The organism is Nonomuraea sp. CA-218870 (genome assembly GCF_050936535.1).
Lineage (GTDB): Bacteria > Actinomycetota > Actinomycetes > Streptosporangiales > Streptosporangiaceae > Nonomuraea > Nonomuraea corallina.
Map to the genome: position 1 here is coordinate 203,563 of NZ_JBNJMN010000001.1, position 23,532 is coordinate 227,094.

Below are 23,532 nucleotides of genomic sequence, written 5' to 3' on the forward strand. Positions count from 1 at the left end.
TCACGAGGGCAGGCCGTACTCCTCCAGCAGCCGGCGGCCGATGATCATGCGCTGGATGTCGGCCGTGCCCTCGCCGATGAGCAGCATCGGGGCCTCCCGGTAGAGGCGCTCGATCTCGTACTCGGTGGAGTAGGCGTAGCCGCCGTGGATGCGGAAGGCGTCCTCCACCACCTCCTTGCAGTACTCGGAGGCGAGATACTTGGCCATCCCCGCCTCCAGGTCGTTGCGCTGCCCGGAGTCCTTCTTGCGCGCGGCCATGACCATCATCTGGTGCGCGGCCTCGACCTTGGCGGCCATGTCGGCGAGCCTGAACTGCACGGCCTGGTGCTCGGCGATCCGCTTGCCGAACGTCCTGCGCTCCTGCGCGTAGCGGACCGCCAGCTCGAAGGCGCGCAGCGCGACCCCGCAGCCGCGGGCTGCGACGTTCACCCGGCCCACCTCGACGCCGTCCATCATCTGGTAGAAGCCGCGCCCCGGAGCGCCGCCCAGCACCTGCCCGGCGCTCGCGCGGTGGCCGTCGAAGACCAGCTCGGTGGTGTCGACGCCCTTGTAGCCGAGCTTCGAGATCTTGCCGGGGACGGTGAGCCCCGGCCGCACCTCGCCGTAGCCGGGCTCCTTCTCGACCAGGAACGTGGTCATGTTCCGGTAGACGGAGTCCGCGCCCTCGTCGGTCTTCACCAGCACCGCGACCAGGTTGGCCGTGCCGCCGTTGGTGAGCCACATCTTCTGCCCGTCGATCACGTACCCGTCGCCGTCGCGGGCCGCCCTCGTGGTGATCGCCGAGACGTCCGACCCACAGCCCGGCTCCGACATGGAGAACGCGCCGCGCACCTCGCCGGTCGCCATCCGCGGCAGGTAGTGCCGCTTCTGCTCCTCGGTGCCGTGCTTCATGATCATGTACGCGACGATGAAGTGGGTGTTGACGATGCCCGACACGCTCATCCAGCCCCGGGCGAGCTCCTCCACGGCCAGCGCGTAGGTCAGCAGCGACTCGCCGAGCCCGCCGTACTCCTCCGGGATCGTCAGCCCGAACAGCCCCATCTCCCGCATCCCGCCGACGATCTCCTCCGGGTACGCGTCCTCGCGCTCCAGCCGCTGCGCCACGGGCAGGATCTCCCTGTCCACGAACTCCCGCACGGTGCGGAGAATCTCCTGCTGCACGTCGGTGAGCCCGTCGGTCTGCGCGAGCCGCCCCATGGCGTACCTCCTCGTCGATTTGTACGGCCATTTATGCCACATGCGCCGTACGGGTCACAAGTGTGCTTGACAACCACGACGTCAGCGCGTTTTGATTTGGCCGTATATTTCAGCACCCACGGCAGGAGGCGGCCGGTGACGCTCGTGGACGGCCCGTACTTCGAGGACCTGCGTCCCGGGACGCGGTTCGACGGCGCCCCGGCCGTCACCCTCACCGAAGGGCTGGCGGCGGCCCACCAGGCGATCGTCGGCTGCCGGCTGCCGCTGGCGCTCGACCACGGCCTGTCGCGCCGGGTCACCGGAGGGGTGGTCGCCGCGCCGCACCTGGTCTGGGACGTCGCCATCGGCCAGTCGACGGTGGCCACCCACACCGTGGTGGCCAACCTGTTCTACCGGGGCGTGGTGTTCCGGCGGGCGCCCGCCCTCGGCGACACGCTCACGACGGTCACCGAGGTCGCCGGCCTCCGGCAGAACGCCCGCCGCCCCGGCCGCGCGCCGACCGGCCTCGCGGCGCTCCGGATCAGCACGACCGACCAGGAAGGCCGCCCAGTCCTGGACTTCTGGCGGTGCGCGATGCTCCCGCTGCGCGACGGCGACCTGGACACCGGCCGCGCCGACGACCTGTCCGCCGTCGGCGCGGCGCCGTCCCCCGACGAGCTGGCCGCGGTGACGGCCGGCTGGAACCTGGCCGCCCACCCCCGGGGCGCGGCGGTCCAGGCCGGGGACGTGTTCGAGGTGGCGGGCGGCGACGTGGTCTCCTCGGCGCCCGAGCTGGCCCGCCTCACGCTCAACGTCGCCAAGGTGCACCACGACGCGGCGGCGGGCGAGCGCCTGGTGTACGGCGGGCACACCATCGGGATCGCGCTCCACCAGGCCGTGCGGGCGCTGCCGTCGCTCGTCACCGTCGTCGGCTGGCACGGCTGCGACCACCTCGGCCCGGTGCGCGAGAACGACACGCTCACCAGCACCGTCGAGGTCGAGCGGCTGGACCCGCTGCCGTCCGGCACCCTCGCCCACCTGCGCTCGCGGGTGCGCGCCAACCGCGCGACCGACGTCCTCGACTGGCGTTTCGCGGCGGTGCTGGCGTAGACCGGTAGGCTGCCGCGGGGCACACGGGAGGTCGGCGATGGCGAGCACCGGGCGGCGGGAGAGCAGCTACAGCGCGCTCGCCCGGCAGGTCCGCGGCGACATCCTGGCGGGCCGCTACGCGGGCGGCCGGCGGCTGCCCACCGAGGCCGAGCTCGCCGAACGTCACGGGGTGAGCAGGCAGACGGTGCGCCGCGCGTTCCAGGACCTGGTGGCCGAGGGGATGGTCTACCGGGTGCCGGGGCGCGGCACGTTCGCCAGCCCGCGCCAGGGCACCTACCTGCGCCAGTTCGGCTCCGTCGAGGACCTCATGGCGCTGTCGGTGGACACGCGGATGGACATCACCGTGCCGCTGCACCGGCGGGTGGACCTGGCCGCGGCCGGCCGGCTCCGGCTGTCCAGCGACGCCGTCAGCAGCCTGGCGTTCCGGCGGCTGCACGACGCCGTGCCGTTCTGCCTCACGACCGTCTACCTGCCGCCGTACGTGGGCGGGCTGCTGCGGGACGTGCCCGAGCTGGCCGCCGAGGGCGCGACCAGCGCGGTCACCGTCATCGGGCTGCTCGACACCCGGCTCGGCGCGCCCATCGCGGAGGCCGACCAGAGCATCACGGTCGCCGCGGCCGACCCGGCGACGGCCCGCCACCTCGGCTGCGCCCCCGGCCACCCGCTGCTCCGCATCGACCGGCTCTACTACGACACCGAGGGCACCCCGGTCGAGCTGGCCATCAGCCACTTCCTGCCGGAGCACTACTCCTACCGCACCCACCTCCGCCGCAGCCTCACCTGAGCCCTGCAAACCTGTAACTCCAACTGTAGATTTTTTGACAGTGGCGCTATAATTCGACTGAGCCACGGAGGATCACAGGAGGTCACCGCCTGCGAGAAGGGGGACATGCCATGCTCACCGACACCGCCGAGCACCGCACGGTCGTCGGCACCTACCCGACTCACGAACAGGCGCAGGACGCGGTCGCGTTCCTCGCCGACAACGGCTTCCCGGTGCAGCGGGCCGGCATCGTCGGCTCCGACCTGCGCCTGGTCGAGACCATCGTGGGGCGCTTCAGCCGGGCCCGGTCGGCCGCCGCGGGAGCGGGCACCGGGGCCTGGTTCGGCCTCATGGTCGGCATGCTGATGGGGCTGTTCTCGCCCGAGAGCGGACCGCTCCTCGGCGTCGCACTCGGCGGTCTCGTCTACGGCTCGCTCTTCGGCGCCGTCTTCGGGCTGATCTCGTACGCCCTCACGCCGGGCCGCCGCCGCCGCTTCGTCGCGCGCAGCGCCGTCGTCGCGGACCGGTACGAGGTCCTGGCCGACCACGCGGTGGCCGACGACGCGCGCAACCTGCTGATCAAGCACGGCTGGCGCGCCGGCTCCACCCTCACGTAGCGGCCTGGCGACGGACCCAGGTGAGCATCTCCGCGGACCGGGAACACGTCAGGGCCGCCGCCGGACTGTCCGGCGGCGGCCCTGACGCGCCGTGAGCACGGTCAGCGCTTGAAGGCGTCCTTGACGTGCTTGGCGGCGTCCTTGGCCTTCTCTCCGGCCTGCTTGACCTTGCTCTCCGACTGCTCGGCGCGGCCCTCAGCCTCGAGGCGCTCGTCGTCGGTGGCGCGGCCGACACCTTCCTTCGCCCGGCCCTTGAACTCTTCGGCCTTGTTCTGCATCTTGTCGTCGGCACCCATGGGCGGCCCCCTTGCCTGCTCGGTGGATGTACGCCGGTCCTCTATCCGAGCCGGACCCCCGCAAACGTCCGCCGTTCACGGCCTGGGAACGCGGAAAGCCCGGCCCCTGTGCGGGGGCCGGGCGTCTTCCGCGCCGGTCACTTGAGGATCGGGTAGCGCTGGACGATCGCCAGCTTGCCGAGTCCGAGGGTGGCGCCGGCGTTGGCCAGGGCCAGGCCGATCAGCACGATCGTGTAGATGATGTGGTCGTCCATGAACGGGTTGGTGTCCAGGGGCAGCGCCGCCGCCCACATCATCATCAGCATCAGGCCGCCGGCGACGGCCGCGACGCGGGTGCCGACCCCGAGCATGAGCGCGAGCCCGACGCCCAGGAGGCCCATCATGAACATCCAGTCGACCCAGGCCTGTCCGGCGAGGGCGGTGAAGAACCCGCCGAGCGCGTTCTCCTCGGTGCCCTTGAGGAAGCCGGTGGTGGGGCTGCCGCCCGCCAGCCAGGCCTTCTCGGCCGGGGTGGCGAAGCCGAGTCCGAAGGTCTTGTCGACGAAGGCCCACAGGAAGGTCCAGCCCAGGGCGATCCGGGCGATGGCCCACACGTAGTCGACGGGGCGACGGTTCTGCGTCGCGGGGGTGTGCACCGGGATTCTGCGCGCCGTGGGGCGCTCGTACGTGGTGGCCATGGCTCCTGTTCCTTTCACGGGTGCCGTTCGGTGGTTACAGTTCATCGGATCCGCGCCCGGGCCAGCAGAGCCCTACGACCTCGCCCGATGGGACCTTCGGCACCCCCTCGCCGGCCATCCGTCCCGCCAGAGGTCCGCGTGCCTGGTCACACGCTCACGAGCCCGTGCGCGCGGAACTGTCCGTGCACCCGGTCCAGCAGCTCGGGGCCGGGCGCGGGCGTCCGCGCGAGCGGGAAGTCCAGGCCGAGCCGCTGATACTTCTCCGTGGCCATGCGGTGGAACGGCAGCACGTCCACCCGCTCCACGTTGCCGAGCCCGGCCACGAACCGGGCCAGCCCGTCCACGTTCTCCGGCGCGTCGGTGAGCCCCGGCACCAGCACGAACCGCACCCACACCGGCCGTCCCAGGTCGGCGAGCCTGCGCGCGAAGCGCAACGTGGGCTCCAGCGGCCCGCCGGTGACCTTCCGGTACGTGGCCGGCAGCGACGACTTGATGTCCAGCAGCACCAGGTCGGTGTCGGCCAGCAGGGCGTCGCCGGCGCGGTGGCCGAGCAGGCCCGAGGTGTCGAGCGCGGTGTGCAGGCCGGCCTCGTGGCAGCGGGCCAGCAGTTCGCCGGTGAAGCGGGGCTGCAGCAGCGGCTCGCCGCCGCTGATGGTGACCCCGCCGCCCGCCACCTCGATGAACCGCCGGTACTTCGCGATCTCCGCCATGACCTCGTCGGCGGTCACCCGCCGCCCGTCGCGCATCCGCCACGTCTCCGGGTTCTGGCAGTAGAGGCAGCGCAGCGGGCAGCCGCAGGTGAACACCACGAACCGGGTCCCGGGACCGTCCACTCCGGTGGACAGGTCCCAGGAGCTGATCGTGCCGTCCATCAGAGGGACCCGTGGAAGGTGCGGCCCACCACGTCACGCTGCTGCTCAGGCGTCAGGCGGACGAAGTTGACCGCGTACCCGGAGACCCGGATGGTGAGCTGCGGGTAGCGCTCCGGGTGCTCCATCGCGTCCAGCAGCACGGCCCGGTCGAGGACGTTGACGTTCATGTGGAAGCCGTCGGCGTCGAAGTAGCCGTCGAGCACGCCGACCAGGTTGGTCACCCGCTCCTGCGGGGTGCGGCCGAGACCGCCGGGGGTGACGGTGTTGGTCAGCGAGATCCCGTCCTGCGCGTGCTCGAACGGCAGCTTGGCCACCGACAGCGCCGCGGCGACCATGCCGTGCCGGTCGCGGCCGTTCATCGGGTTGGCGCCCGGGGCGAACGGCTCGCCGGACCGGCGGCCGTCCGGCGTGTTGCCGGTGTGCTTGCCGTACACCACGTTGGAGGTGATGGTGAGCACCGACTGGGTGTGCTCGGCGTCCCGGTAGGCGGGGTGGCGGCGCACCTTGGCCATGAACGAGCGCACCAGGTCGACGGCGATGGAGTCGGCTCGCTCGTCGTTGTTGCCGTAGGCGGGGTAGTCGCCTTCGACCTCGTAGTCGACGGCGAGCCCGGTCTTGTCGCGGATCACCTTCACCCGCGCGTGCCTGATCGCCGAGAGGCTGTCGGCGGCCACGGACAGCCCGGCGATGCCGCAGGCCAGCGTGCGCTTGACCGGGTAGTCGTGCAGGGCCATCTCGACCCGCTCGTAGGCGTACTTGTCGTGCATGTAGTGGATGACGTTGAGCGCGTCCACGTACGTGGCGGCCAGCCAGTCGAGCATCCGGTCGTAGGCGGCGGCCACCTCCTCGTAGTCGAGGTGGTCGCCGGTGAGCGGCGGGTGCGCGGGGCCGACCTGGGCGCCGGTCATCTCGTCCCGGCCGCCGTTGATCGCGTAGAGCAGGGTCTTGGCCAGGTTGACCCGGGCGCCGAAGAACTGCATCTGCCTGCCCACCGGGGCCGCCGACACGCAGCAGGCGATGGCCGTGTCGTCGCCGAAACGGGGCCGCATCAGCTCGTCGCTCTCGTACTGCAGGGAGCTGGTCTCGATGGACAGCTCGGCGCAGAACCGCTTGAACGGCGCGGGCAGCCGCGGCGACCAGAGGACGGTCAGGTTCGGCTCCGGCGCCGGGCCGAGGTTGCGCAGCGTCTGCAGGTAGCGGTAACTGGTACGGGTGACCAGGGTGCGGCCGTCCTCGCCCATGCCGCCGATCGACTCGGTGACCCAGGTGGGGTCGCCGGAGAACAGCTGGTCGTACTCGGGGGTGCGCAGGAAGCGCACGATCCGCAGTTTGATCACGAAGTCGTCGACCAGCTCCTGCGCCTCCTGCTCGGAGATGCGGCCCTCGGCCAGGTCGCGCTCCAGGTAGACGTCGAGGAACGTGGCGGTGCGGCCGAGCGACATGGCGGCGCCGTTCTGCTCCTTGATCGCGGCCAGGTAGCCGAAGTACAGCCACTGGATCGCCTCGCGGGCGGTCGCGGCAGGGCGGGAGACGTCGTGGCCGTAGCCGGCGGCCATCTCCTTCAGCTCGCCCAGCGCCCTGATCTGCTCGGACAGCTCCTCCCGGTCCCGGATCACGTCCGCGGTGGACGGGACGGCGTCCAGGGTGTGCAGCTCGTCCCGCTTGGCGGCGATCAGCCGGTTCACGCCGTACAGCGCGACGCGGCGGTAGTCGCCGATGATGCGGCCTCGCCCGTACGCGTCCGGCAGGCCGGTGATCACGCCGGACCGGCGGGCCGCGCGGATCTCCGGCGTGTACGCGTCGAACACGCCGTCGTTGTGCGTCTTGCGGTACTTGGTGAAGATCTCCTTGACCAGCGGGTCCAGCTTGTAGCCGTAGGCGGCCAGGCCGTTCTCGACCATGCGCAGGCCGCCGTTCGGCATGATGGCCCGCCTGAGCGGCGCGTCGGTCTGCAGGCCGACGATCAGCTCGCGGTCGCGGTCGATGTAGCCGGGCGGGTGCGCCGTGATGGACGAGGGGGTGGAGGCGTCCACGTCGAGGACGCCGCGCCGGCGCTCCTCGGGGAACAGCGAGGACACCGCGCCCCACACTTCACGCGTGCGCGCGGTCGGCCCCGTCAGGAAGCCGGCGTCTCCCTCGTACGGCGTGTAGTTGTCCTGGATGAACGCGCGCACGTCCACCGCGGACCGCCAGTCCGCCCCCCGAAAGGCCCGCCACGCGGCCGGTTCCGTCGCCATGGTGGTCATCTGACAGCCCCCTGTCTTCCGTCCTCATTCCATGCAACGCCGATCGGCGGCCGGGATCCGGCGGCGTAGGTCACCGGGTCATGGGACCAACGTCACCTTCTGGGTAGGCACGAGATGTGGGACCCATCACCATCCAGCGCGTCTACGACCACCAGCCGGCCGAGGGGGCGGTCTTCCTGGTCGACCGGATGTGGCCGCGCGGCGTGCGCAAGGACGACCTGCGGCTCGACGGCTGGCTGCGGGACGCCGCCCCGTCGAAGGAGCTGCGCCAGTGGTTCGGGCACCGGGCCGAGCGGTTCGCCGAGTTCGCCGACCGCTACCGGGCCGAGCTCGACGCCGGGCGGGAGGCGCTGCGCCCGCTGCTCGACGCCGCCACCGAGGGGCCGGTGACCCTGCTCTACTCGGCGAAGGACACCGAGCACAACCAGGCCGTGGTGCTCCGCGACTACCTGCTGGACCGATCCGGCTAGCCGGATCGGACCCGGACGGACGCGGGCCGCGGACATGACAACGATATCCAAACAGAGTGCGGAAAGCGCGTTGTGAAGGAAGGCCAGTCGCGCAAGGCTGCTGCCATGCGCGAGCCACGATTACTCAGCGGACGCTACCGCCTACGGTCCGAGCTCGGCCGCGGCGGCATGGGCACGGTCTGGGAAGCCTACGACGAGCTGCTCGACCGCGAGGTGGCCGTCAAGGAGCTGACCGTCCCCTTCGCGCCGCCGGAGCACCGCGAGGTGCTGATCGAGCGCGCCATGCGGGAGGCCCGCATCGCCGCCCGGCTCCACCACCCCAACATCGCCACCGTCCACGACGTGGTGCTGGCCGACGAGCGGCCGTGGATCGTCATGCAGCTCGTCCGGTCCCACAGCCTGTCCGGGGAGATCTACGACCGGGGCGCGCTGGCGGCGCCGGTCGTCGCCGGGATCGGGCTGGACGTGCTGGCCGCGCTGCGCGCCGCGCACGCCGCCGGGGTGCTCCACCGCGACGTCAAGCCGGCCAACATCCTGCTCACCGCCGACGGTCACGCCGTGCTCACCGACTTCGGGCTGGCCATCGCGCTCGACGACTCGCACGACGACGGCGCCACGCTCACCCAGCGGGGCGTGGTGATGGGCACGCCCGCCTACGTCGCGCCCGAGCGCGCGGCGGGCGGGCGGGCCACCGAGCTGTCCGACATCTGGTCCCTGGGCGCGACCCTCTACACCGCTGTGGAGGGGCGGGCGCCGTTCCCCCAGGGCGGCAGCCGGCTCGACACGCTGAACGCCGTGCTCACCCGCGACCCCGCGCCCTTCGAGCGGGCGGGCGAGCTGGCGCCGGTCCTCGCGGCCATGCTGACCAAGGACCCCGCCGAGCGGCCCGGCCTGGACCGGGTACGGGAACTGCTGCAACAGGCGCAGACCCGATCGAGACACCGGCCCGGCCCGCTCCCCTCTGGTCCGGACCACTCCCAGCCGACCTCCGCCCGACGCCGGAAACCCGGCCGGCTGACGCCCGCCCCAGGACCGGCCCCAGCCCTGTCTCAGGACGCCGGCCAGCCGACCCCCACCCCATCGTGGAACGCCGACCGGATGGCCCCCGTCCTACGACCGGCCCCAGCACCATCACGGGCGGGCGGCACCCCGCAGCGGGTGGCAGGGGGGCCGTGGTGGGCTTCCGGCCGATGCCGGGGGGTCGTCGCGGGGGCGGCGCTGATCGCCGCCGTCGTCACCGCCGTCTCCCTGCCGTCGTCGCCGTCGCGGTGGCACGCCGACCCGATCCCGCAGCCGACCGCCGACACCCCCGCCGAGGTGCCGCGGGGCGAGCCCTCCTCGCGCCCGAGTGGCGGAGCCGCCCGGGAGGAGCGCGTCCGCGCCGAACCCCGGGTGAAGACCTCCTCCGGCGCCCGCCCGACCGGCTCGGCCCGTCCGAGCGGCTCGGCCCGTCCCACCGCTTCGGCCCGTCCGACCGGCTCGGCCCGTCCGACCGCCTCCCCCGGTCCGACCGCGGCGTCCCGCCCGTCCGCCTCCGCCAGCCCGTCCGCCTCCGCCCGGCGGTCCGCCGACGGCAACGGACGGTCCGCCGACGACATCGGGCAGTCTTCCGACAGCACCGGGTGGTCCGCCGACGGCAACGGGCGGGGCCGCACCGGTCCGGTCGGCGAGTCCCAGCCGCGCGGCCAGGGCAAGGGCAAGGACAGGTAGCCGGCGTACGTAGATTCGCCGATGCGCGACCGGCGAGGCGCGCCTACTGTCGGCGGACCAGGCCGCGTCCGACGAAGGTGGGTCCATGCGCACGCTGACCGCGTTCCTCTCCACCGTCCTGCTGGCGACCGCCCTGACGGCGCCGGCGGAGGCCGTTCCGAAGAAGCCCGGCGCGGACGCCGCCGACGTGGTGTTCGACCGGGCCGACTTCGCCGCCGGCACGCCGGAGGGCACCGCCGCGGGCGGCGGGCTCGTGTTCGCCGAGGCCGCGGGCACCGCCTCCTACACCGACGCGCTGGGCACCAGGACCTGGGAGTACGCCCGCTGGACCGGCCCCGAGCGGCCGCTGGGGTTCGCCGCCACCGAGCTGATCGCGTCCTGGACGGCCGACGTCCCGGCGGGCAGCTGGGTGCAGATCGAGGCGCGGGCCCGCAACGTCTCTGGGCTGACGACGTGGTACGTGCTCGGCCGCTGGGCCTACGGCGAGGACGACATCAGGCGCACGTCGGTCGCCGGCCAGGGCGACGACGACGCCCGGGTGGCCGTCGACACGCTGGTCGCGGCCGAGGGCCGGCAGATCTCCGCCTACCAGCTGCGCGTCACCCTCTACCGGGCGCCCGGCTCCTCGGTGGCGCCGCGGGTGCGCACGCTCGGCGCGATGGCCTCGAACGTGCCGGAGCGCAAGACCGTGCCGGTGAGCCCCGGCGGCGGCGCGTGGGGCACCGAGCTGGCGGTGCCGCGCCGGTCGCAGAGCATCCACTCCGGCCACTACCCGGAGTGGGACGGCGGCGGCCAGGCCTGGTGCAGCCCCACCTCGACCACCATGGTGCTGGGCTACTGGGGCCGCTGGCCGAGCGCGGAGGAGACGTCCTGGGTGGATCCGTCCGATCCCGACCCGGAGGTCGACCACGCCGCCCGCCACACCTACGACCACGCCTACGAGGGCGCGGGCAACTGGCCGTTCAACACCGCCTACGCGGGCCGCTACGGCATGGACGGCTTCGTCACCCGTCTGCGCACGCTCACCGAGCTGGAGCGGCTGATCAGCGCGGGCGTCCCGGTGATCACCTCGCAGTCGTTCAAGAAGAACGAGCTGCCCGGCGCCGGGTACGGCACGAACGGCCACATCATGGTGGTCGTCGGCTTCACCGCCGACGGCGACGTCATCGCCAACGACCCGGCCTCGCCCACCAACGCCGCCGTCCGCCGGGTCTACGACCGGGCCGCCTTCGAGAACGTCTGGCTGCGCAGCTCCAGCAGCGGAGGCGTCGTCTACGTCATCCACCCGCCGGGCCACGACCTGCCGCCCACCACGCCGGGCCTGCCCGCCAACTGGTGAGGGAGGCCGCCTCAACAGCGGGTGAATCATGGGCTTCAGGCTTGCTTTGGAGTGTCTTCCCGTTAAACGAGGTTTCCGGGGTTATGACCGTGAAGCGGCCTGTACCTGCTCGAAATTTTACCTTCTTCAGCCCTGCCATTCCCTCATTGTGCGCGCTCAGGAGACCAGCATGGCAACGCGGCGTGAACGCGCCGTCACGAAAGGTGCGATGCCGACCGGTGTCGCCTCGTTCAGGAGGTTTTCATGCTCAAGCGGACCCTCATTTCGCTTGCTGTTCCTGCCATGCTCGCGACCGGCCTCATGGCCATGGGCGGCAGCGCCAGCGCCGCCGCTCCGACCGAGCGGTTCGAGTGCTCGCTCCGCACGATCAACAACGGCACCGCCTCGCTGGCCAGCTGCCGCTACCGGGACGACTACCGCCACTGGATCCGCTGCGAGAACGGCGACAGGTCCGTGGAGGTCACCGAGGAGTTCAACGGGCGCCGCAACGTGCTCGACTGCCCGAACGGTTACCGGCTGAGGAACCAGGCCATCGGCATCTGATCCGAAGCGCGACCGGGCCACCGCCTCACCATGGCGGTGGCCCGTCTCGTCGTCTCAGCGGACGGGGTCGAACTCGCGCAGGATCGTGGAGGTCTTGCCCGTGGTGATCTGCTCGGCGAGCATGCGGCCGGTGGCGGGGCCGTGCGTGACGCCCCACATGCCGTGCCCGCCCGCCACGTAGACGCCCGGCACGTTCGTCCGGCCGACCAGCGGCTTGCCGTCAGGGGTGACGGGACGCGGGCCCACCCACGTGTCGGTGCGCTCCTCCCAGTGGACGCCGGTCATCAGCGGCCGGGCCGACCGGATGATCGCCTCGACCCGCCGCTCGAACAGCGGCGCGTCCGGGTCGCGGAACTCCATCGTGCCCGCCACCCGCAGCTTGCCCTGGTACGGGGTGCAGGCGACGCGCACGGCCGGCAGGTAGAGGGGGCTCGGCACCGGCTCGTCGGTCGGCACCGTGAACGAGTAGCCGCGCCCGGCCTTGACGGGCGTCCGCACGCCCCAGTCCTTGCCGAGCTGGTTCAGCCAGGCGCCGGTGGCGAGCACCACGGCGTCGGCCTTGACCGCGTCGCCGCCGCCGGAGCGGACCACGAGCCCGCCGGCCTCCGTCGTCACGCCGGTGACCCGGAAGCCGGACCGGATCTCGGCGCCGCGCGCGGTGACGGCGTCGGCCAGGGCGTGCGTGAACGCGCCGGGGTCGATGTAGCGCTGGCCGTCGAGCCGGACGCCCGCGGTGGCGTTCGCCGAGAGCTGCGGCATCTGCGCGCGCAGTTCGTCGCCCTCGAACGCGGCGTAGCGGATCTCCAGCCCGGAGTCGTTGATGCGCCGCAGCTCGTGCAGCAGGGCGACCGCCTGCTTCGGCGTCCCGAACGCCGCCATGATCGGCGCCTCGATGGTCGGGGCCTCGACGCCGTTGCCGGTGAGCACGTCGAAGGCTTCCAGGCACTCCTCGTTGAACGGGAGGTTGGCCTGCACCGCGCGGCCCCACGAACGCCAGTTGCAGTGCAGCGCGAACCTGGTCAGGAACGACCAGAGCCCGACGTCCGGGGTGGCCGGGACGTGCAGCGGGGCGTCCTTGTCGAGCAGCGAGCGCAGCCCGTAGCGGAGCACGCCGGGCTCGTTGAGCGGGATGGCCAGTCCCGGGGACAGCCATCCGGCGTTGCCCCAGGACGCGCCCGCGGCGACCCCGTCGCGGTCGACCACGGTCACCTCCACGCCGCGCTCCTGCAGGAACCAGGCGGTGGACAGGCCCACCACACCGGCGCCGATCACCACTGCCGTACGCGGCCCACCGTCGATACCCATTACTGCCGTCTCCTTCCTCGGTTATGAGGAAGGATCGCCGGTACGAAGCCAAAAGGCGCTGTAGTGCTAGAACAACCCATCCGTGCCTATTTGTCCGCCCGGAACAAAGACGTCACCCCTGGTGGGCGGCGAGCGCGATGATCATGGCCAGCCGCTTCTCCGGCCGGTCCAGCTCCAGATGGGTGAGCGCGGTCATCTTCCGCAGCCGGTAGCGCACCGTGTTGGGGTGCACGCCGAGCCGGGCGGCCACGGCCGCGAGGTCGCCCTGCGCGTCCAGCCAGGCCCGCAGGGTCTCCACGTAGCGGGTGCCGTACTCGGCGTCGTGGCGGCTCAGGTCGGCGACCGGGCCGCGGGCCGGGGCCCGGCCCGCGGAGGCGGCGGCGCGCAGCCGCTGGAGCAGGATCCGGTCCCACGACTCGTCGTACACCACCGGCTCGCCCGGACCGGCCGCGCGCAGGGCGAGACTCTCGTCCGCCTCCTGCCTGCTCGCGGGGAGCTGGGCCGGCTCAGCCGGGCCGCCCACCCCGGCGGGCGCGGTGACGCCTGGAGGCAGCGCGGAGACGATCGCGCGCACCCAGTCGCGGGCCGGGGCGGCGTCGTGGCCGCAGGGCAGCACCGTGTAGAGCGTGTTGCCGAACAGCGCGCTGCGGCCCGGCCGCGACCAGCCGAAGCCGGTGGTCGCCCGCTCGAAGGCCGTGAGCACGGCCGCGTTCCGCTCCTCGCCGACGTGCGCCTGCAGCGCGATCACCCGGAACTGGCCGCCGGGCAGGCCGAGCCTGCTGATCAGCGCCGGAGCGTCGGCGGTGCCCTCCAGGAGCTGGATCACCAGGTCGGACTCGACCTGCCGCTCCAGGTCGGCGCTCACCCGGGAGCGCAGCAGGTGGAGCGCCACGGCGCGGGCCCCGTCGGCCAGCGTCTCGCGCTGCCGCCCGGCCAGCGGGCTCTGGCACTCCACCCAGATGGACCCGAGCAGCTCGCGCCCGGCGCGCACGGCCACCACCATGCGGCCGCGCAGCCCGTGGTCCGGCGACGGCGCCACGAACAGCGGCTCGTCGGAGACGGCCAAGTGGGCGAAGACGCCCTGGCGCGCCAGCAGCCCGCGCATCGCCTCGGGCACCCGGCGCCCGAGTATGGTCTCCAGCCGTACGGGGTCGGCGGTCTGCTGCGAGCCGGAGTAGGCCAGCACCCGCGACATCTGGTCCTCCACGGTGACCGGGTAGCCCAGCTCCCCGGCGAGCGTGTCGGCGAACGCGAACAGGTCGGTCGGGCCGCGCCCCGCCTCGGTCTCACGCCCTTCGAGCACCAGGCCGTACACGACCCCGAGCAGCTGGCTCCAGGAGACGGCGGGGTCGACCAGCAGCACCGCGATCCCGGCGGCGCGGACCTCACCGGCGGCGTCGTCGCCGGCCTCGTCGCGCACCAGCACCACGACGGCCCGCGCGGCCGTCCCCAGCCGGACCGCCTCGCCCGCCGACCCGACCCCGACGGCCAGGAACACGTCTCCGGTGGCGGCCCGCGGATCGGTCGGGTCGTGCACCACCACGCTGCGCAGCGGCACGTCCCTGGAGGCGGGGGCGCACGCCAGCCGCGCCCCGTAGCCCCCGAGAACGTTCACCAACCGATCGAGCTTCAGCATCTCCGCCGAAGCGTACCCGCCGGCCCGGCCGCGACGACCCCGGCCCGTCCACAGCCTGTGCACGGCGTGTGACGAGCGGTCAGCTCCCCTTCTCGGCGACCGGTTTCTCGGCCGGTTTCTCGGCCGGTTTCTCGGCGTCGGCGGGCGTCACCCGGGGTTCGAGCTTGTGGCGGGTGCCGAACGTCTCCAGCAGCGACAGGAGCATCGCCACCGTCGGGATCGCCAGCAGCGCCCCGGTCAGGCCGAACAGCAGCGCGCCCATGATCGCGGCCGAGAACGAGACCCCCGGATGGACGTCGACCCCCCACCCGCTGATCCTGGGCTCCAGGGTGAGGTTCTCCACCTGCTGGTAGAGGATGCCCCACGCCAGCGCGGCCAGCCCGATCCACGGCCGGTCGGAGACCAGCCCGACCACGACGGGCAGCGCGATCGCGATGTACGTGCCGATGGTCGGCACGAACTGGGCCACCACCCCGGTCCACACGCCCAGCGCGAGCCACGACGGCATGCCGAGCAGCAGGAAGACGATCGTCGAGGCGATGCCGTTGATCAGGGAGAGGATCAGCCGGGCCGCCACGTAACCGCCGGTCTTGGTCAGCGAGATGTCCCAGACGCTGACGAAGATCTGCTGGGTGCGGCCGGAGAGCTGCCGGGCCAGCCACTGCCGGGCGCGCGGCCCGTCGGCCGACAGGTAGAAGGTCAGCAGCATGAGCGCGAAGGCGTTGAACACCGCTCCGGCCACGGTGCCCAGCACGCCGAGCACCCCCGCCAGCACCCCCTGGGCGTACCCGGCGGCCTGCTGCGGCGTCAGCTTGATCGACGCGAGGATGTCGGAGACGTTGTAGTTCGTCCCGAAGCGCGCGTTGATCCACTCGGTCGCCGCGGTGAGCACGTCGGGCAGGCCCTTGACCAGCAGCGCCACCTGCTCCACGAAGAGCTGGCCGAACAGCACCAGGAAAAGCGCGCCGGCCAGCGCGAGCCCGGCCATCACCAGCCCGGCCGCGGCACCGCGCCGCATGTGCCGCGAGAGCCTGCTCACCGCCGGCTCCATGGCCAGCGACAGGAACCAGGCCAGCACGACGAGGAAGAGGAACGACCCCGCGTCGATCAGCACGAACCGCAGGAACATCGCCAGCGCCAGGACGCCGATGACGACGAGCCCGGCGCGCCAGACGTTCCCCGGCGATAACAGCACCTGGATCGTCGCCGCCGGAGCGGGCTCCGCCTTCTTCTCCGTCGCCGCCATGCCAGCCTCCCAAGATGCCTATGAACTGCCAGGCACATGCCGTTTCAGACGGCTTTCACACCTGGCAGCATCCGTGATCGTCCGTCTTCGCAGGCAGCATGGCAAGAAACGGCCGGCGGGGGCGTCCCCGCCGGCCGTGTCCGGTCTTCACTCGAAGTCGTCCGGGTTCAGCTCGGTGAGCCGGCGCAGCTCGTGCTCGTCGATGCTGTCCTCGACCCCGGGAGTGGCACCGGGCGGGCGGGGCACGACCTCCTGCGCCGCGCCGATGTCGCGTTCGGACTCGAATCCTGGCTGCTCACTCATGGTTCCCCCTCATCTCGCCCCAGGTCCCCCTGACCAGGTCAGGGCGCCTCAAACAGGCTGGAACGGCGCCTGGGCCCGCTCCTCCCCCGCCTCCGTGCGGGCGTTCCTGATCCGCCGGGCCATCGCCTCGCCGGCCAGCGCCGCGCAGGCGCCCACGGCCGTGCCGGCCAGCGCCACGCCGGTCCCCTTGGCGAACTTCGCGCCGGCGACGGTGGCGGTGGACGGCTCGGAGACGCGCCGCCACGCGTACAGCCAGCCGGCCTGGGCCGCGGCGTCGACCAGGTAGGTGGCCGGCACCCGGCCGGCGAGGACGTTGACGACGTCCAGGCGGAGCTGGGTCAGGGCCACCGAGGTGCCGATGCGCCGGGCGTACGGCAGCCCTTCCGGGCGGGCGGCGGCCCGCAGCTGGTTGAGCCCGAACCCGACGAGCAGACTCCCGATCGCACGGACCAGGAAGCGGTCGGTCTTGGTCCCGTACACCTTCTCGTAGCTGGACATGGAGAGCGAGGGCCAGAGCCCTGTCGCCACGGTGAACACTCCTTGCGCGCGCGCCAGCCGGGCGGCGTTGACGCGGCGGCTGCTGCTGTCGGCCATGCTCCGGCGGCTGCCCCGGGCGGGTACCGGCAAACCGGACAGCCGCCTAAGCTTGGGCCATGCGCGTAGTGGTGATCGGCGGCAGCGGACATATCGGCACCTATCTGATTCCCCGGCTCGTCGAGGCCGGCCACGACGTGGTCGCGGTGAGCCGGGGCGCGCGCCGGCCCTACACCCCGCACGGCGCCTGGCAGCGGGTCACCACGGTGACCGCCGACCGCGACGCGGAAGAGGCGGCCGGCACGTTCGGCGACCGCATCGCGCTGCTGGAGCCCGACGCGGTCATCGACCTCATCTGCTTCGAGGAGTCCAGCGCCCGGCAGCTGGCCGACGCGCTGGCGGGCAAGGTCCGCCACTTCCTCCACTGCGGCACGATCTGGGTCCACGGCCCCAGCGTCCAGGTGCCCACCAGGGAGGACGCGCCGCGGCGCCCGTTCGGCGGCTACGGCGTCAAGAAGGCCGCGATCGAGTCCTACCTGCTCGACCGCGCGCAGCGGGACGGCTTCCCCGCCACGCTGATCCACCCCGGCCACATCGTCGGCCCCGGCTGGGTGCCGGTCACCCCGCAGGGCAACGTCAACCCGGCCGCGTTCCAGACCCTCGCCGACGGCGGCGAGCTGGCGCTGCCCAACCTGGGCCTGGAGACCGTCCAGCACGTCCACGCCGACGACGTGGCCCGGCTGTTCATGGCCGCGCTGGCCAACCGGTCGGTGTCGGTCGGCGAGGCGTTCCACTGCGTCGCGGACTCGGCGGTCACGCTGCGCGGCTACGCCGAGACGGCGGCGGGCTGGTTCGGCCAGGAGGCGCGGCTGTCGTTCCTGCCGTGGGAGCGGTGGAAGGAGACCGTCTCGCCCGAGGACGCCGACGTCACCTGGGACCACATCCTGCACAGCCCTCACTGCGACATGGAGAAGGCCGAGCGGCTGCTCGGGTTCCGGCCGCGGTTCACGCCCTTCGAGGCGATCCGCGAGTCGGTGGAGTGGCTGGTCGGGGAGGGCGTCGTCAAGACGCGGTGACCTGCGGCACGGCGGCGTACTGCGCCCAGTCGGCGCTGATCGCGCCCGCGGTCGTCAGCAGCAGCGGCAGGTGCTCCTCGGTGAGCTTCCGCAGCGGGGTCTCGGCGGCGTGCGCGTTGACGTTGACGGCGGCGATCACGTTGCCCAGGCCGTCGCGCAGCGGGGCGGCCACCGACCTGATGCCGGGCGCCAGCTCCTCGTCGGTGAGCGCCCAGCCCTTGGCCCTGACCGCGCGCAGCGCGCTCTCGCGCTCCTCGCGGCCGGGCTGCCGGCGCGGCGTGATGCCCGACCGGCTCGGCTCGGCCAGCACCCGCTCCACCTCGGCGGGCGGCAGCGCGGCCAGCAGCACCTTGCCCAGCGAGGTCTGCAGCGCCGGGAACCGGGTGCCGATCTGCACCGACAGGGTGACGATCTTGGGGACCGCCACCCGCGCCACGTAGACGATGTCGGACCCGTCGAGCTGCGCGATGGACGACGACTCGTGGGTCTGGGCCACCAGCCGCTCCAGATGGGGCCTGGCGACCTCCCAGAGCCCCATCGAGCGGACGTACGAGACGCCGAGCTCCAGCACGCGTGGCGTGAGCGCGAACCCGCCCCGCTCGGCCCGCGCGTAGCCGAGCTCGGTCAGCGTCAGCAGGATGCGGCGGGCCGTGGGCCGGGCCAGCCCGGTCGCGGTCGCCACCTCGGTCAGCGTCATCACGGGCCGGCCGGGCTGGAAAGCCTTGATCACGTCGAGGCCGCGGGCCAGCGCCTCGATGAAATCGGGTCCGGTGTCAGCGCGTGCCATCGACGCCTCGCTCAGCAGGTCTCACGGGTAGGACTTTAACGGTCGCGCGTGGCGGAGCTTCGGTAGTCGGTGTACGTATACGGGTTGTCGAGGATCTTGGTCTCCGGGATGTCGGGGTTCATGCCCTTCAGCCAGGTTTCCTCTCCCATGGTGGAGCGCAGGTACTCGACGGTCGACTCCACCTGGCGGCGGGCGGCGGCCAGGTCCACGCCGACCAGCTCGTGCTCGTGCTTGACCACCCGGCCGTTGACGATCACCGTGTGCACGTCGCCGCGCTGCGCCTGGAACGCGACGTGCCCGTACGGGTTGAGCAGCGGGAACGACACCGGCGACCGGTCGTTCTTGATCAGTACCAGGTCGGCCTTCTTGCCGGGCTCCAGGCTGCCGAGGTCGTCGCGGCCGAGCGCGTGCGCGCCGCCCCTGGTGGCCCACTCGACGACCTGGTCGGCGCGGAGCGCGCAGTGCGTGACGGTCTCGCCCTTGGCGTGCGCCTCCAGGTGGGCGCGGGAGCGGTCGGCGCCGAGCGTGGCGCGCATGGCGGAGAACAGGTCGCCGCTCCACCAGACGCTGGTGTCCATGGAGAGCGAGACCGGGATGCCGTGCAGGCGGATCGCCCAGGTGGGCGGGTAGCCCTGGCCGGCGCTCTGCTCGCTCTCGGTGGAGACCGAGATGGAGCCGCCGGTGGCGGCGATGCGGTGGTAGGAGTCGGCCTCCAGGGTGGCGGCGTGCACGTAGACGGTGCCGGGGGTCATGAACCCGTGCTCGTACATGAGCCGGATGCCCTCGTCGCTGGTGGCGCCCCACACGCCGGCGTGGGTGGTGACCGCGACGCCGAGGTCGCGGGCCGCCTCGAAGGCGGGCTTCTCGGGGAAGGACGGGTCGCCGAGCACGTCGAAGGCGAGCTGGAAGCCGAGCATGTCGTCGCCGGTGATGCGCCGGGTGACGAAGTCACGGAACTCCGGCGCGGCGGTCCACTCGGCGGGCGGGGCCTGGATGTTGCCGTACGCGAGCACGAACCGGCCGGGCACGGCCTGGAGCGCGTCCACGGCGGCGTCGGCGTGGTCGACGGTCCGCAGGCCGTGCGACCAGTCGACGACCGTGGTGACCCCGGCGTCGATCGCCTCGATGGCGGCCAGCGTGTTGCCCGCGTGCACGTCCTCGGGGCGGAACAGCTTGCCGTGCTCCAGGTAGTACCAGACGAAGTACTGGGTCAGCGTCCAGTCGGCGCCGTAGCCGCGCATCGCGGTCTGCCACATGTGCCGGTGGGTGTCGATCATGCCGGGCATGACGATGCCATCGGCGGCGTCGATCTCGATCGTGCCGTCGGGCACCGCGAGCTCCGGCCCGACGGCGGCGATCCGGTCGCCGTCGACGAGCACGTCGGCGCCGGGGAGCACGCTCCGGCTGTCGTCCATCGGCAGCACCGTGCCGCCCCGCAGCACCACGGGGCGTCCGGTCTCGAATTCCGTCATGGTGGACTCCCTCACTCCCTCACCCCGAATCAGCGTACGACTGTCCGTCATACGGTCACCTGCTGGTTAAGGACACTCTGATGACGCTCCAGCGCCCTGTCAATGGTTGACGCTCCTCCAGATCGATGGTGAGAATGAGCGTCACGGACAAGTGTCCGTTAAACGGATATGGAGGGCGGAGCCGGTATGACAGCAGGACCTCTGTCCGGTGTGCTGGTGGCCGACTTCTCCCGCGTGCTGGCGGGCCCTTACGCCACGATGCTCCTGGCCGACCTCGGGGCCCAGGTGGTCAAGGTCGAAGGGCCCCAGGGGGACGACACCCGGTCGTGGACACCGCCGGCCCGTGGCGAGACGTCCACCTACTACCTGGGCGTCAACCGGGGGAAGCGGTCGATCGCGCTGGACCTGCGCGACGAGGAGGACGCCGGGCTGGCCAGGGAGCTGGCGCGGCGGGCCGACGTGCTGATCGAGAACTTCAAGCCCGGCGGGCTGGACAAGTACGGACTCGGCTTCGACGCCGTGCGGGCCGCCAACCCCGGCATCGTGTACGCGTCCATCAGCGGGTTCGGCTCCGGCCCCGGCGCCAAGGTGCCCGGCTACGACCTGATGGTGCAGGCCATGTCCGGCCTGATGAGCCTCACCGGCGACCCCGAGGGCCCGCCCTACCGCGCCGGGATCTCCGTGTTCGACGTGATGGCCGGCAACCACGCCGTCATCGGCATCCTCGCCGCGCTGCGCCACCGGGACGCCACCGGCCAGGGGCAGCACGTCGAGATCAACCTGCTGTCGTCGGCGCTGACCGCGATGGTCAACCAGAGCTCCGCCTACGTGGCGGGTGACGTGGTGCCGTTCCGGATGGGCAACGCGCATCCGAGCGTGTTCCCGTACGAGCCGCTGCCGGCCGCCGACACCGAGCTGATCGTCGCGACCGGGAACGACGGCCAGTTCCGCAAGCTGTGCGAGGTGCTCGGCATCCCCGATGTGGCCGACGACCCGCGCTTCACCCGCAACGCGGGCCGCACCGCCAACCGCGAGGAGCTGCGGCCGATCCTGGTCGACCGGCTGCGCACCAGGACCGCCCTGGAATGGTTCGACCTGCTGGTCGAGGCCGGGGTGCCGAGCGGGCCGATCAACACCGTCGACGGCGGGTTCGCCATGGCCGAGCGGTTCGGGCTCGACCCGGTCGTGGCGGTCGGCGAGGGCGAGCGGGCGGTGCCGACGACGCGGCACCCGATCCGGTTCTCCGAGAGCGCGCTCACGTACGAGCTGCCGCCGCCCGAGCTGGACGAGCACGGCGCCGAGCTGCGCGCCTGGCTGGCCAAGGAGGACGACCGTGCCTGAGTACCCCACGGCGCTCGGCGCCTCCACGGCTGACAAGATCACCCTGCTCGGCCACGACCTCGCCGAGGACGTGATGGGGCAGGTGGGCTTCGGCGAGCTGGCGTTCTGGCTGGCCACCCAGCGCAGGCCGACGGCCGGCGAGACGCGGGTGTTCGAGGCCGTGCTCGCCGCGCTCGCCGACCACGGGTTCACGCCCACGGCGATCGTCACCCGGCTCACCTACCTGTCGGCGCCCGACTCGGTCCAGGGCGCGCTGGCGGCGGGCCTGCTCGGCGGCGGGTCCCGGTTCCTCGGCGTGACCGAAGACTGCGGCCGGTTCCTGCACGCCGTGCTGGAGTCGGCCGGCGCGCCGCCCGAGGACGACGCCGGCTGGGACGCGCTCGCCCTGGAGACCGTGCGCGCCCGGCGCGAGCAGCGCGCCTTCATCCCCGGGCTGGGCCACCACGTGCACAAGGACGGCGACCCGCGCACCCCCCGGCTGATGCGCATCGCCGCCGAGGAAGGGCTCTACGGGCCCCACCTGTCCCTGTTCGCCGCGATCGGCCGCGTCCACCCCGAGGTGCTGGGCAGGACGCTGCCGCTGAACGGGGCCGGCGCCTGCGGGGCCGCGCTGGCCGACCTGGGGCTGCCGCTCGAACTGCTGCGCGGCTTCGCCCTGCTCGCCAGGACCGCCGGACTGATCGGACAGCTCGCCGAGGAGCTGCGCCGCCCGGTGGCCAACGACGTCTTCCTGTCGGTCGATCTCAACAACCGGTCCGTCGCCCCCGACCCGTACCCCCCTGGAGGCACGCATGGCTGAACTCGTCGCCGTGATCGCGTCCACCCACCACCCGTTCTACCACCGCGCCAGCACGGCCACCGGCGAGGACCGGCCGCCGTTCGCCGACGAATGGGTGCGCAAGGTGGAGGCGTTCCGCGAGACCCTCACCCGGGCCAGGCCCGACGTGCTGGTGATGGTCGGGTCGGACCACTTCCACCAGCTCTGGCTGGACAACATGCCGCAGTTCCTGGTCGGCAAGGCGCCCTACTACGACGCGAACTGGTACAACGAGGAGCGCGAGTTCGGGCTGCCCCGGATGCTCTTCACCGGCCAGGAGGACCTCTCCTCCCACGTGCTGCGCGAGGGCCTCGACGCGGGCTTCGACCTGGCCTTCTCCAACGAGCTGCGGATCGACCACTCCATCACCTGCCCGATCATCACCCTGCGCCCGCAGAACGACCTGCCGATCGTGCCCGTCTACACCAACATCTTCGCGCCGCCGCTGCCCCGGCCGAAACGGTTCGTCGAGCTGGGCCGGACGATCCGGCAGCTCGTCGAGTCGTGGCCGTCGGACCAGCGGGTCGCCGTCATCGGCACCGGCCACCTGTCGCTGGAGCTGGGCGGGCCGCGCCAGTTCGGGCCGCACGGGCCGGACCCGGAGTTCGACGCCAAGGCCGTCGAGTGGATCGCGAGCGGCGACATCGAGGGCTGCCTGGCCGAGGTCACGCTCGACAGCCTGCACGCGCCGGGCAACGCCACCCACGGGTTCATGGACTTCATGCTCATGATGGGCGTGGCGGGCGAGGGCCGGAAGGCCGACTACGTCGACACCTATGACCTGTTCCACACCATGGAGGCGTACTTCACCTGGTACCCGCGCGGAGGCCGGTCGTGAGCAAGTATCTGCTGAACAAGTTCCTGTTCACCGTCGACCGCGACCCCGAGCTGGTCGAGCGCTACCGCGAGGACCCGCGCGGCACGGTCGAGTGGTGGGAGTCCACCCAGGCCAACCTGGTGCTCAACTGCCACGGCGGCGAGGCGTCCACCTGGCTGCGCTTCGACGACGTCGAACGGGAGGCGCTGGCCTCGCACGACCACGTGCGGCTGTTCGAGCTGGGCGCGCACCCGTTCCTCACGCTCACGCTCTTCATCGCCATGTTCGAGCGCGACTACGAGCCTCTCGGGTTCCAGAAGGAGTACGCCCGTAAGCTGGCCCACATGAGCCTGCCCTACCCGGACATCGCGACCTGACC

Annotated in this window: 24 protein-coding genes; 12 read left to right on the forward strand and 12 right to left on the reverse strand. The window is 72.3% G+C overall.

Annotation, left to right across the window (positions count from 1 at the left end; all coding sequences use genetic code 11):
- Complete coding sequence (locus ACQEUU_RS00980) at window positions 1–1,197, reverse strand: acyl-CoA dehydrogenase family protein (protein ID WP_433058908.1); 1,197 nt, start codon at window positions 1,195–1,197, stop codon at window positions 1–3.
- 135 nt (window positions 1,198–1,332) lie between these two features.
- Between ACQEUU_RS00980 and ACQEUU_RS00985 the strand changes: the two genes are divergently transcribed.
- The 3 genes from ACQEUU_RS00985 to ACQEUU_RS00995 all read left to right on the forward strand — a co-directional run bounded on the left by ACQEUU_RS00985 (window position 1,333) and on the right by ACQEUU_RS00995 (window position 3,666).
- Window positions 1,333–2,286 carry a MaoC family dehydratase gene (locus ACQEUU_RS00985; protein WP_433058911.1) on the forward strand — a complete coding sequence of 318 codons (954 nt, stop codon included), beginning with the start codon at window positions 1,333–1,335 and terminating at the stop codon, window positions 2,284–2,286.
- 37 nt (window positions 2,287–2,323) lie between these two features.
- The gene (locus ACQEUU_RS00990) at window positions 2,324–3,070 is read left to right on the forward strand and encodes a GntR family transcriptional regulator (protein WP_433058914.1); all 747 of its coding nucleotides are present in this window, start codon (window positions 2,324–2,326) and stop codon (window positions 3,068–3,070) included.
- A gap of 110 nt (window positions 3,071–3,180) precedes the next feature.
- Entirely contained in the window at window positions 3,181–3,666 is a 486-nt protein-coding gene (locus ACQEUU_RS00995; protein ID WP_433058917.1) for a general stress protein, read from the forward strand.
- Window positions 3,667–3,767: 101 nt separating this feature from the next.
- Here ACQEUU_RS00995 and ACQEUU_RS01000 read toward each other — a convergent pair whose 3' ends face one another.
- The 4 genes from ACQEUU_RS01000 to pflB form a co-directional block, all read right to left on the reverse strand.
- Window positions 3,768–3,962, reverse strand: coding sequence for a CsbD family protein (locus ACQEUU_RS01000; protein ID WP_433058920.1), 195 nt, complete (start codon window positions 3,960–3,962; stop codon window positions 3,768–3,770).
- A gap of 137 nt (window positions 3,963–4,099) precedes the next feature.
- Window positions 4,100–4,639, reverse strand: coding sequence for a hypothetical protein (locus ACQEUU_RS01005; protein WP_433058922.1), 540 nt, complete (start codon window positions 4,637–4,639; stop codon window positions 4,100–4,102).
- Window positions 4,640–4,785: 146 nt separating this feature from the next.
- Entirely contained in the window at window positions 4,786–5,511 is a 726-nt protein-coding gene (gene pflA, locus ACQEUU_RS01010; protein WP_433058925.1) for a pyruvate formate-lyase-activating protein, read from the reverse strand.
- Window positions 5,511–7,748: a formate C-acetyltransferase gene (gene pflB, locus ACQEUU_RS01015; RefSeq protein ID WP_433058928.1), complete on the reverse strand. Its 2,238-nt coding sequence runs from the start codon at window positions 7,746–7,748 to the stop codon at window positions 5,511–5,513. Before pflB ends, pflA begins: the two co-directional genes overlap by 1 nt.
- A 125-nt stretch (window positions 7,749–7,873) precedes the next feature.
- On the opposite strand from pflB, the gene ACQEUU_RS01020 reads away from it, so the two are divergent.
- From ACQEUU_RS01020 to ACQEUU_RS01035, 4 genes are all read left to right on the forward strand, one after another.
- Window positions 7,874–8,227 carry a DUF488 domain-containing protein gene (locus tag ACQEUU_RS01020; protein WP_433058931.1) on the forward strand — a complete coding sequence of 118 codons (354 nt, stop codon included), beginning with the start codon at window positions 7,874–7,876 and terminating at the stop codon, window positions 8,225–8,227.
- Window positions 8,228–8,332: 105 nt separating this feature from the next.
- A complete protein-coding gene (locus tag ACQEUU_RS01025; RefSeq protein ID WP_433058934.1) occupies window positions 8,333–9,937 on the forward strand; it encodes a protein kinase domain-containing protein in 1,605 nt (534 codons plus the stop codon).
- 85 nt (window positions 9,938–10,022) lie between these two features.
- Window positions 10,023–11,276, forward strand: coding sequence for a peptidase C39 family protein (locus tag ACQEUU_RS01030; RefSeq protein ID WP_433058936.1), 1,254 nt, complete (start codon window positions 10,023–10,025; stop codon window positions 11,274–11,276).
- 282 nt (window positions 11,277–11,558) lie between these two features.
- On the forward strand, window positions 11,559–11,819 hold the full coding sequence (locus tag ACQEUU_RS01035; protein ID WP_433058939.1) for a hypothetical protein: 261 nt from the start codon (window positions 11,559–11,561) through the stop codon (window positions 11,817–11,819).
- A gap of 54 nt (window positions 11,820–11,873) precedes the next feature.
- Here the strand turns inward: ACQEUU_RS01035 and ACQEUU_RS01040 are convergent, their stop codons facing one another.
- The 5 genes from ACQEUU_RS01040 to ACQEUU_RS01060 form a co-directional block, all read right to left on the reverse strand.
- Window positions 11,874–13,124, reverse strand: coding sequence for an NAD(P)/FAD-dependent oxidoreductase (locus ACQEUU_RS01040; protein WP_433058942.1), 1,251 nt, complete (start codon window positions 13,122–13,124; stop codon window positions 11,874–11,876).
- A gap of 112 nt (window positions 13,125–13,236) precedes the next feature.
- Window positions 13,237–14,760, reverse strand: coding sequence for a PucR family transcriptional regulator (locus tag ACQEUU_RS01045; protein WP_433058945.1), 1,524 nt, complete (start codon window positions 14,758–14,760; stop codon window positions 13,237–13,239).
- A 79-nt stretch (window positions 14,761–14,839) separates the two neighbouring features.
- A complete protein-coding gene (locus ACQEUU_RS01050) occupies window positions 14,840–16,006 on the reverse strand; it encodes an AI-2E family transporter (RefSeq protein ID WP_433058947.1) in 1,167 nt (388 codons plus the stop codon).
- 147 nt (window positions 16,007–16,153) lie between these two features.
- Window positions 16,154–16,309 (reverse strand): hypothetical protein, encoded by a 156-nt coding sequence (locus ACQEUU_RS01055; protein WP_433058950.1) that lies wholly within the window; start codon window positions 16,307–16,309, stop codon window positions 16,154–16,156.
- Between the two features lie 48 nt (window positions 16,310–16,357).
- Complete coding sequence (locus ACQEUU_RS01060) at window positions 16,358–16,903, reverse strand: hypothetical protein (protein WP_433058952.1); 546 nt, start codon at window positions 16,901–16,903, stop codon at window positions 16,358–16,360.
- 59 nt (window positions 16,904–16,962) lie between these two features.
- On the opposite strand from ACQEUU_RS01060, the gene ACQEUU_RS01065 reads away from it, so the two are divergent.
- Window positions 16,963–17,919, forward strand: a complete 957-nt coding sequence (locus ACQEUU_RS01065; RefSeq protein ID WP_433058955.1) for an NAD-dependent epimerase/dehydratase family protein — start codon at window positions 16,963–16,965, stop codon at window positions 17,917–17,919.
- Here the strand turns inward: ACQEUU_RS01065 and ACQEUU_RS01070 are convergent.
- A complete protein-coding gene (locus tag ACQEUU_RS01070; protein ID WP_270154369.1) occupies window positions 17,906–18,706 on the reverse strand; it encodes an IclR family transcriptional regulator domain-containing protein in 801 nt (266 codons plus the stop codon). The two genes, ACQEUU_RS01065 and ACQEUU_RS01070, sit on opposite strands and share 14 nt — an antisense overlap.
- Window positions 18,707–18,741: 35 nt before the next feature.
- Window positions 18,742–20,178, reverse strand: coding sequence for an amidohydrolase family protein (locus ACQEUU_RS01075; protein ID WP_433058959.1), 1,437 nt, complete (start codon window positions 20,176–20,178; stop codon window positions 18,742–18,744).
- A 186-nt stretch (window positions 20,179–20,364) separates the two neighbouring features.
- On the opposite strand from ACQEUU_RS01075, the gene ACQEUU_RS01080 reads away from it, so the two are divergent.
- Genes ACQEUU_RS01080 through ACQEUU_RS01095 form a run of 4 tightly spaced genes read left to right on the forward strand, consistent with a single transcriptional unit; the run spans window position 20,365 to window position 23,530 of the window.
- Window positions 20,365–21,519: a CaiB/BaiF CoA transferase family protein gene (locus ACQEUU_RS01080; protein WP_433058962.1), complete on the forward strand. Its 1,155-nt coding sequence runs from the start codon at window positions 20,365–20,367 to the stop codon at window positions 21,517–21,519.
- A complete protein-coding gene (locus tag ACQEUU_RS01085) occupies window positions 21,512–22,318 on the forward strand; it encodes a citryl-CoA lyase (protein WP_433058965.1) in 807 nt (268 codons plus the stop codon). Before ACQEUU_RS01080 ends, ACQEUU_RS01085 begins: the two co-directional genes overlap by 8 nt.
- Window positions 22,311–23,174, forward strand: coding sequence for an extradiol ring-cleavage dioxygenase (locus ACQEUU_RS01090; RefSeq protein WP_433058968.1), 864 nt, complete (start codon window positions 22,311–22,313; stop codon window positions 23,172–23,174). The genes ACQEUU_RS01085 and ACQEUU_RS01090 overlap by 8 nt, the downstream gene beginning before the upstream one ends.
- On the forward strand, window positions 23,171–23,530 hold the full coding sequence (locus ACQEUU_RS01095; RefSeq protein WP_433058971.1) for a hypothetical protein: 360 nt from the start codon (window positions 23,171–23,173) through the stop codon (window positions 23,528–23,530). The genes ACQEUU_RS01090 and ACQEUU_RS01095 overlap by 4 nt, the downstream gene beginning before the upstream one ends.
- Window positions 23,531–23,532: the final 2 nt, after the last annotated feature.